Genomic DNA, 9,385 nt, shown 5'->3' on the forward strand with positions numbered 1-9,385 from the left:
CTTCCGGAAGAGGTGTTTCCGGCAAAGCGACTGCAAGAGCTACCGCAGCAAGAATCGAATCGACCGCAAAGGCCAAATCAGCAAGTTCCACTTTTAAAACCGTTGCCCAGAAACCTTTACCCCGCTGATTCTCAACGGCGACGACCTCTTCTTCTTCCTCTTTTCCACGCTCTCTCCATTTATCAAATAAGTGCTTTCCTGATATGAATAACAGATATGCAGCTCCAAGCGCCTGTACCTGCCACACATCCACAAGAAAGGAAATGACGAACAAGGAACCAAATCTAAGTATGAATGCACCAGCCAATCCGTAAAACAGCGCCTTCTTCCGTTTTTCCTCCGGCAGGTGTTTGACCATGATTGCCAACACCAGCGCATTATCTGCTGCCAATATACCTTCCAATCCGACTAAAACAATTAATACCCAGCCATACTCGATCAATAATTGAGCATCCACTATTCTGTCTCCTTTTCCATTAAAAATAGTCCCGGCCACTGTGGTGGACAGGACTATAAATAAATAGACCTTTACCACAGTGGGTAAAGGTCTCGCTAACAACGAACGTTGCCAATAAAGCCGGGGATCCATCCCGAAATGACGACTTTATTGTATAAGCTACTCCCCTTTAAGGAACGCTGAATCTATTCCTATCATAGCACGCGACCTTCGAAAGTCAACGGCTTTCACCCACTTTTTTACAACCTTAGTATGGAGCATAGGACTAAGCTTATACAAAAGGATTAAATGAGCGTTTGATGAACAGGACAGCAGTCGTCATTCCCCTGCCTTCTCTTCAAATAACCGGGAGATTTCTACAATGGTACGGGTTGCTTTCTCCATGCTTTCCAAGGAAATGTACTCGTATTTGCCGTGGAAGTTCTCCCCGCCTGTGAAAATGTTCGGAGTCGGCAGCCCCATGTAGGATAATTGGGAACCATCCGTTCCGCCGCGGATCGGTTTGACTAGTGGTTCGATTTCCAAATTCTCCATCGCCTCGTAGGCAATATCGACGATGTGCTTCACAGGAGCAATCTTCTCGCCCATATTATAATACTGATCATTGATTTCCAGGGAAACGCGGTGCTTTCCGTATGCGTCTTCCAATTCAGCAGCCAATCGTTTCAGGTTTTGTTTCCTGTTTTCAAACTCTGCTTTATCATGATCACGGATCAAATAGTTAAGTACCGCCTCCTCCACATCGCCTTTGAACGTATGCAGATGATAAAAACCTTCATATTCTTCGGTATGTTCCGGCGCTTCGTTCTGAGGGAGCTGCTGCTGGAATTCCACAGCCAGTTTCAGCGCGTTTACCATTTTCCCTTTAGCCGTGCCCGGATGCACGCTGTGACCATGGAACGTCACGCGGGCAGCTGCGGCATTAAAGCTTTCATATTGCAGCTCTCCTACTGGACCGCCGTCTACGGTATAAGCATAGGAAGCTGCAAACCTGCCGACATCAAACTTATGGGGTCCCCGTCCGATTTCTTCATCCGGTGTGAATGCGACGCGGATTTCTCCGTGCTTTATTTCCGGATGCTGAATCAAATAATCCATCGCGGTCATGATTTCCGTAATTCCGGCTTTATTATCAGCGCCAAGTAATGTCGTGCCATCTGTGGTGATGAGCGTCTCTCCTTTATATGTAGCAAGTTCAGGAAATTCATCCGGTGTAAGGGCTGTACTTTCGTTCAGTTGAACCGGTCCTCCCTCATATTTAATGATCTGTGGATTTACTCCTTCACCTGTAAAATCAGTAGCTGTGTCGATGTGAGCAAGAAAGCCGATTGTCGGTACTTCCTTCTTTGTGTTTGCAGGCAGTGTAGCCATCACATACGCATGCTCATCTATGGTTACATCCTCCATCCCGATGGCTTTCAATTCCTCCACCAACTGACGTGCCAAATCCCATTGCCCGTCGGTGGATGGTGTCTGACTGCTTTCCTCATTGGATTGAGTATTCATCTTCACATAAGAAATGAAACGTTCTAACAATTCCTTCTGCATATCGGTATCCTCCTTCTAGTGTTCTATACCAAGTGTAGCGATTTCAAGCTCCTAAAGTAAGTGTACTGCTTCACGTCATTTTTTGGTATTCTTATTATATAAAACAAACATCCTTCCAAAAAAACTTTCCATAAAGGTGTGTGTGTCCTTGATACATAAGCGTTGGTTCCAAGCCCTTGTGGCTGCCGTTTTAGTCGTATTACTCATTCTTCTGCTGCATGAAATCAGTTTTTTCTTTGAACCTGTCCTGACATATATCGGTGCAATCGCCGTACCGCTGATCGGAGGAGGGATTCTTTTCTATATATCACGTCCAATTATGCACTTCCTTGAGAAGAACCGCATCCCTCGTGTACTGGCAATTATCATTGTCTTCGCGTTATTCCTGTTTATCGGGTTTCTGATCAGCCGCTTCATCGCTCCGATCGCTCAGGAGCAGTTTACCAGGCTGATCGATAACATTCCTGCAATGGCAAATGCGGTCAGTGATGCTGTCACCTACTGGCAGCAGAATCAGGATATTATTCCGGATGAATTCAATGACACCATCTCAGGATTTGCCGAGAACCTGGAGTCTTATGTTCAAAACGCATCGATGATCATCATCAACTTCATCAGCCAGCTCATCGGTTTTGTGTTTGCTCTCGTATTGATTCCATTCTTCCTTTTCTTCATGTTGAAGGACGGAGATAAGCTCGTACCATTTATTACTCAATTCTTGCCTGAGAAAACAGCTGAAAGCTTCCGTAAACTTTCGGGATCAGTAGACCGGACCTTGAATTCCTTTATTCTCGGGCAGCTTACCGTGAGTATCGTCGTCGGGCTGCTTCTGTTGATCGGCTACTTAATTATAGGGCTGAAATATTCTTTGACACTCTCCTTGTTTGCAATGGCAATGAACGTCATTCCGTTCGTCGGACCATTTCTAGCGGTCATCCCGGCTATTCTGGTTGCCTTTTTCCAGGACCCGATGCTTGCCGTATGGGTAGCTGTCATTACCGTTATCGCCCAACAGCTGGAAGGCAACTTCGTATCTCCTAACGTGATGGGTAAAGCATTAAGCATCCATCCGCTGACAATCATCACACTGATCCTGGCTGCCGGAAGCCTGGCCGGTTTCATCGGGTTATTGTTCGCGATTCCTGCCTATGCCGTCATTAAAACAGTCATCAGCCACTTCTATCATGAGTGGATAGAACGAAAGTCAGAGACAACTTAAGATTCCAGTGAAGCCTGTCGTGCTCTGTGCATGACGGGTTTCCTTTTTGACAGAAAGAGAGGACCATTAAAATGACACATTCTACACAACAGAAGCTATGGACGCTGCCATTCATTTTCCTGATCATTGCCAACCTGTTCACATTCATGAGTTTTCAAATGCTTCTCCCTAACTTACCTCCATACATAGAATCCATTGGTGGAACCAGCCTTCAGGTAGGACTTATCACGACGACCTTCGCCTTTGCTGCAATCATCATCCGGCCGTTCATCGGTCATATGCTCATGACAAGGCCGCGCAAGGTACTCGTCATGGTCGGATCCGTATCCTTACTGATCATGACCGTATTGTACCCGGTCACTCAGGTGGTCGTCGCACTCCTGATCATCCGATTCATCCACGGAATCGCCTGGGGGTGGTCCACCACCGTCAACGGTACCGCCGCCGTCGATCTCGTACCAAGGCGCAGGGTCGGGGAAGGCATGGGCTATTTCGGACTGTCCGTTACAGTCGGTATGATTATGGCACCCAGTATCGGTATCTTCCTTTATCAGAACTACTCTTTCGATCTCCTCGTGTGGATTTCTGCGGGGCTTGGAGTCATTGCTATCATCCTGTTTGCCTTCACGTCTTTTGTCACACCGGCGCAGGTCTATGAAAATCAAAAAAACCCTCCGAAATTCTCCTTCGTCGGGTCGCTTGTCGAGAAAAAGAGCTGGTATCCAGCGCTTGTCACCATCCTAAACACCTTCGGATACGGTTCTGTCATTACTTATATTGTCATCTTCGGGAATGAGCAGGGACTCAGTGGTACGTTCTTGTTTTATTTCTTTAATGCATTATTCGCCACCCTGTCGCGTCCAATCACCGGAAGGTATTTCGATAAACACGGACCTTGGAAGCTGATTATCGTTTGTTCCGGCCTGTCTTTCATCGCCATGTGGCTCCTTGCATTATCCAACTCGAACGTGGACTTGATCATCGCCGGTTCGTTGTTTGGACTAGGCTACGGCTCCATGATGCCCGCCCTGCAGGCATGGGTTATATCAAAAACGACGACCGAGCGCAGCGGAATCGCCAACGGCATGTATTATTCATCCATCGATTTAGGAATCGGGGCAAGTGCCTTCCTGCTTGGATTCGTTTATCAGTTTGTAGAGACGGCTACCTTATTTAAACTGTCCAGCTTTTTGTTCCTCGTCGTTATGATTCTTACTTTCCTAGACCAACGAAAACAAACGAAACCGTGGCAGGCACCAAGATAGAACAAACAAATGCGGAGGACTGCTGTCCTCCGCATTTTTCAATTCAAAAAGTATAGACGATCGAATCCCCTGCGTGCTTGTATCCGATCCGTTTATATATCGAGTTCGATGTGGGATTGGCCATATCCGTGTAGAGAGAACAGAATCGGTATCCGCTCCGCAAGAGCTTATCCGTTAAGTGCCAGACAGCTTTAGATGCATATCCGTTACGCTTGAATACATCCGGTGTGTACACAGCGTTAATGGTCGCTCCATTCTTCGTCGCTCTTGCTCTTGCCGCCATGGAAACCGGTTCTCCATCTACTTTCCATAAATAGATTTTACGTTCCTCCACCATTTCCGCTGCCAATACTTCTGCACGCTCAGAAATGTTCTTCTCGCCCGTTTCTATACCAAATTGATACATCCATGCCTGCAGAAGCGGCAGATCAGATTCCACAGCCGGCACAAGTTCCCCCGGAGCATCCGCAATGGGTTGCAGATCATCCAGACGATAAATCCCCTGCTCCATATGCAGGGACCCTTTCAATCCTGAAACGTTTTCCCATTCTTCTACAAACCATTGAACAGCACGGCGATCTCCAAGCACGCCGGGAACCTCATAGTTCCCACCATGCAAATAATCGACCAGCTGTTTTATGAAAGGTTTCTCCATGACCTCTGTTGAAGGAAGAATCCATAAGTGCGGCGGTGTCCGGAGTACTGCATAAACCGGATTTTCTCTTTCTATGACTGTAAGCATATGACAGACCTGATCTGTACCCGTCCGCTTCCTATCTTCAAGGAGGCCAAGCGGCAGATTATTTTGAGCTTCCCCATGCATCAACAGCCCCTCTACTTGATTCAAAAAAGTGACCGGGTCTGTTTCTTTTCGTACAACCATTCCTCTTCCCCCTTTTCTTCTTTCATTGTTTTTTGTTAAAATTCTGAATATGGATAGTTCTTCTATTATACGTCCCGACTAATCATCCAGCAACAACGGAAAGGAGCATGTATGATGACTAAAAAAGAAATACAAGATCAAATCACATTCCTTAAATCCGACTATATCCGTATCCAGGGGGATCTTGATAAACTGGAAGCTGCCGGCGGCAATGTCCGTAATGCCGAAAAGCAGCTGGAGAGGATGGAAGCAGAGCTTAAAGAACTGAACACTAAACTGAAACAGGCAGAAACAACTAAATAAATACAACGAAACAAATGCAAAAAGGTGGAGGGTGTAACCCTCCACCTTTTTGCTCTTATTAGTCTTCCTTCTGTTTTTCTTGTTCTTTCCTCTGGTCTTCCAATCGTTCCTGAATCTTCTCGAACTCTTTGCTCGGAGGCATCAAGGAGACGATGATATCCCCATTCTCCGGACGATATTCCATGTCAGGAGTAAAGAAGTCCACTTTCCCCGTCGGACGCTTCACGAAAAGGAGCATGGCATGCTCATCCACATTGTCCCGATAGTTATCAAACGTGTATTGGTCCGTGATAGTGGTCTTACGGAACACATATCCGTTTTCCACCCGAGCATTCATTTCTTCCCATGATGCACCTTCTTCGAACAACACACGCCCGCCGATGGTATGGACTAGGCTTTCCAGATTATCCCCTTCTGCATTGCTCAAGCTCAACTGAAAGCAGTTGTTCCTCCCGAATTCCGGAACAAATGTCGTACAGACCAGCGCATTATAAGAATCCATCTCCGATGCAGCAATTAAATACTCATACGGCGTCATATCTAAATAATATTCCGTCTGTTCGGACAGGATTTCGCCGTGATACGATTCGATCCCCCGAGATCTTGCACGGGAAAGTTTCTGCCAGGAGGAGTCTGTCAGAAGAACCGGAATTTTCAGCTCTTCCAGCACCTTGGCGAGACCTGTAGTAAACGCACTTCCACCAGCAATGAGAACGCCGGGAGGCCCTTCCATAGACAAGCCAAGTTTCTTTGCAAGCCATCCAATGGAGAACCCGTGAGCCACTACCGTTGTAAATACCAGCGCAAACGTAAGGGAAATGAGAATCGAAGCATCTTCAAAACCTGCATCCAATAAAACGCTGGCAAAGTAACTTGCAACGGTCAAAGCAACGATTCCCCTTGGAGCAATCCATCCCACTAACAGTTTTTCAGATTTGGACAACCCCGTTCCTGCTGTAGACAGGAAAATCGACAACGGCCGGACAACGAACAACATCAAAATAACGAATCCGATAATTTGCAGATTAAATATTTCAAGCAGCGTATCTACCGTTAAAGAAGCCGTCAACATGACAAAGATTGTCGATATTAACAGCAGGGAAATATTCTCTTTGAAATGCCGCATATCTGCAATGGATGATATGTGCATATTGGCAAGAGTCATCCCCATAGCCGTCACGGATAGAAGCCCTGTTTCATGCATGATCTCATCAGCGATGGTAAAGCATGCAATAACGATCGTGAAGACGACTGGTGATTTCAGAAATTCCGGTACATAACCGGTTTCAAACATCCACCCTGTCCCTTTCCCACATACCCAGCCGAGAAAGACAGCGAATGCGGAAGCTGCAAAGAATAGAAGAAGAGATGTAGGGCTCGCACTTTCCTCCATAAAGAACACGATGAATTCGAATGCAAAGACTGCGAGCAGTGCCCCGATCGGATCCACGATAATTCCTTCCCACTTGAGAATCTTTGCCGGTCTGGGTTTTAATTTCGCCTGCCTGAGCAATGGCAGGATGACGGTTGGTCCTGTTACGATAAATAACCCGCCGATCGTGAAAGCGACTGCCCACGATAGTCCGGCAACATAGTGGGCTGCCAGAGAACCTAAGATCCAGCTCAGGAAGGCTCCTAATGTAACAATTCGAAACACCGGCTTTCCAAGCCCCTTCACTTCTTTGAAGTCAAGGTTCAAACTTCCTTCAAAAAGAATGACAGCTACCGCCAAAGAGATAATCGGACTGTACAACTCACCAAAATCCTGTTCCGGATTCATTAACCCGAATACCGGACCTGCAAGCAGCCCCGCAATCGACATAACGACGATGGCTGGAAGGCGAAACCTCCAAGCCACCCATTGGGAACCGATACCTAGAAAACCTATTAACATGAATTGAAGTAACAGCGAATCCACCATAGAATAAACTCCTTTATATTATGAATGTGTATATGTACCTTTTTTTCTTATTTTTATATAGAACACATTCTATCGACCTCCCCCTCGTCTGTAAACCAAGAAGGGGCGCTCCCTAAATCCTTCCTGAATATAGGAAAATCATACCGCCATGGAAATCATAACCTTTTAAATTTTCTAATAAATCGTTGACATAATTTTTTGAAATTGATAGTATTACTCCGGTGAATGAAGAAAATTGATTGTTTTTGTCGAAAAATTCGTTTAAAGTACCATAGTGTGCCTCGCTCTTGCCGTGGATAAGAGCGGTTTTTTTACGCAAAATATAGAGACATCTAAGAGGAGGAGCAAGTTTATGAAAGCAAAAGATACCATTGTGATCGGGTTTACTTTGTTTGCTCTATTTTTCGGTGCCGGAAACTTAATATACCCCATTTCCTTAGGGTTTGAATCAGGTACTTCTTATATTCCCGCAATCATTGGTTTCGTAATCACCGGGGTAGGCCTGCCTATAGTCACAATTGCAGCCATTTCACTCGTTAAGAATGGAGCCGTCCAGCTCGCAGGTAGACTGCACCCTACATTCGGTCTGTTGTTCACCTCTATGGTTTATCTTGTGATCGGTCCATTTTTCGCTATTCCAAGAGCTGCCAACGTAGCTTTCGAAACAGGAGTCGCTCCATTTACGAATGGTGCTTCTTATGCCTTGTTGGTGTTCACCGTTATATTCTTTTCCTTGGTCTACATCGTTGCCCGAAACCCATCCAAGCTGGTGGACCGTGTGGGACAGATCTTGACACCCATGCTTTTCCTGGCAATTTTAGGATTAGTTATCGGCAGCTTTTTCTTATTGGATGGTCCCATACAACCGCCTGAACCAAAGTATGCAGAGCAGCCTTTTTTCTCCGGTTTTGTTGAAGGTTATTTAACGATGGATGCTATCGCTTCGCTTGCTTTCGGTTTGATTGTCGTGTCATCCTTCCGCGAGCGCGGCGTAACGAAACCGAGGGAAATTACTTATCGTACATTGAAAGCCGGACTGGTGACAGCCATTGGTTTAATCGCTGTGTACGTTTCCATTGGATGGATTGGTGCCCGGATGGCTACAGAAGGAACGTATGAGAACGGAAGTGCCATTCTTTCCGGCGCTGCTACCATTATGTTTGGAGATCTTGGTACCATCCTGCTCGGTGTCATTGTAGGACTTGCATGTTTCACGACATGTGTCGGATTAAACGTTGCCTGCGCACAGTTCTTCTCCAACCGGATCAAAGGATTGTCTTATACACAGATCAACCTGCTCGTTACGCTGCTCAGCTTTGCGATTGCTAATATCGGACTGAATCAAATTATTGCCTATTCTGTTCCTGTACTTGTTTTCGTTTACCCGATTACTATCGTTCTAGTCGCTCTTACCTTCATGGGAAAACTGTTCCAGCACTCCCCTTATGTGTACAGAGGTGCTGTTCTATTTACAGCTATTATCGGACTGTATGACGGACTGAAAGCTTTTGGGACGGACGTTTCTCTGCTGGAACCCATCATCAGCCATCTGCCGTTTTACGATTTCAGTTTGGCCTGGATCGTGCCGGCAATTGTCGGAGGATTAATCGGGTTGATCATTCATTCGATTAAAGGACAACCGAACCACAAGGAAAGCTACCAGAATTAACAGCTTACTTAAAATCCTCTTCATACAGAAGAGGGATTTTTTCTTTATTATTGATGCAGAAGCGTGACGCTTACTTTCGACATCAAGCTCTGCCCGCCTCCACGATATACTCCTTGGAGA

At 46.0% G+C, this 9,385-nt stretch carries 7 protein-coding genes and 1 pseudogene; 4 read left to right on the plus strand and 4 right to left on the minus strand.

Features of this window, described 5'->3' with window-relative positions; all coding sequences use genetic code 11:
• Positions 1–457 (minus strand): annotated as a pseudogene (locus D479_RS13100) (hypothetical protein); the annotation flags it as partial.
• 318 nt (positions 458–775) lie between these two features.
• Positions 776–2,005, minus strand: coding sequence for a peptidase T (pepT, locus tag D479_RS13105; protein WP_008637844.1), 1,230 nt, complete (start codon positions 2,003–2,005; stop codon positions 776–778).
• Positions 2,006–2,147: 142 nt separating this feature from the next.
• Between pepT and D479_RS13110 the strand changes: the two genes are divergently transcribed.
• Together D479_RS13110 and D479_RS13115 are read left to right on the plus strand one after the other, a co-directional pair.
• Positions 2,148–3,224, plus strand: a complete 1,077-nt coding sequence (locus tag D479_RS13110) for an AI-2E family transporter (RefSeq protein WP_328700165.1) — start codon at positions 2,148–2,150, stop codon at positions 3,222–3,224.
• 71 nt (positions 3,225–3,295) lie between these two features.
• Entirely contained in the window at positions 3,296–4,489 is a 1,194-nt protein-coding gene (locus D479_RS13115; RefSeq protein WP_008637848.1) for an MFS transporter, read from the plus strand.
• 43 nt (positions 4,490–4,532) lie between these two features.
• Here the strand turns inward: D479_RS13115 and D479_RS13120 are convergent, their stop codons facing one another.
• Complete coding sequence (locus tag D479_RS13120; protein ID WP_008637850.1) at positions 4,533–5,372, minus strand: GNAT family N-acetyltransferase; 840 nt, start codon at positions 5,370–5,372, stop codon at positions 4,533–4,535.
• Between the two features lie 114 nt (positions 5,373–5,486).
• Here D479_RS13120 and D479_RS13125 point away from each other — a divergent pair, with 114 nt between their 5' ends.
• On the plus strand, positions 5,487–5,675 hold the full coding sequence (locus tag D479_RS13125; protein ID WP_008637851.1) for an SE1832 family protein: 189 nt from the start codon (positions 5,487–5,489) through the stop codon (positions 5,673–5,675).
• Positions 5,676–5,733: 58 nt separating this feature from the next.
• Here the strand turns inward: D479_RS13125 and D479_RS13130 are convergent, their stop codons facing one another.
• Positions 5,734–7,596 (minus strand): sodium:proton antiporter, encoded by a 1,863-nt coding sequence (locus D479_RS13130; protein WP_008637852.1) that lies wholly within the window; start codon positions 7,594–7,596, stop codon positions 5,734–5,736.
• A gap of 352 nt (positions 7,597–7,948) precedes the next feature.
• On the opposite strand from D479_RS13130, the gene brnQ reads away from it, so the two are divergent.
• Positions 7,949–9,265, plus strand: a complete 1,317-nt coding sequence (gene brnQ, locus D479_RS13135; RefSeq protein ID WP_008637853.1) for a branched-chain amino acid transport system II carrier protein — start codon at positions 7,949–7,951, stop codon at positions 9,263–9,265.
• Positions 9,266–9,385 lie beyond the last annotated feature (120 nt).

The sequence above is a fragment of the Halobacillus sp. BAB-2008 genome (assembly GCF_000328325.1).
In the GTDB taxonomy this organism is placed as follows: Bacteria; Bacillota; Bacilli; order Bacillales; family Halobacillaceae; genus Halobacillus.

Coding starts and splice junctions, on each gene's coding strand:
- pepT (WP_008637844.1), bottom strand. CDS start 2,005: ATGCAGAAGGAATTGTTAGAACGTTTCATTTCTTATGTGAAGATGAAT.
- D479_RS13115 (WP_008637848.1), top strand. CDS start 3,296: ATGACACATTCTACACAACAGAAGCTATGGACGCTGCCATTCATTTTC.
- D479_RS13120 (WP_008637850.1), bottom strand. CDS start 5,372: ATGGTTGTACGAAAAGAAACAGACCCGGTCACTTTTTTGAATCAAGTA.
- D479_RS13125 (WP_008637851.1), top strand. CDS start 5,487: ATGACTAAAAAAGAAATACAAGATCAAATCACATTCCTTAAATCCGAC.
- D479_RS13130 (WP_008637852.1), bottom strand. CDS start 7,596: ATGGTGGATTCGCTGTTACTTCAATTCATGTTAATAGGTTTTCTAGGT.
- brnQ (WP_008637853.1), top strand. CDS start 7,949: ATGAAAGCAAAAGATACCATTGTGATCGGGTTTACTTTGTTTGCTCTA.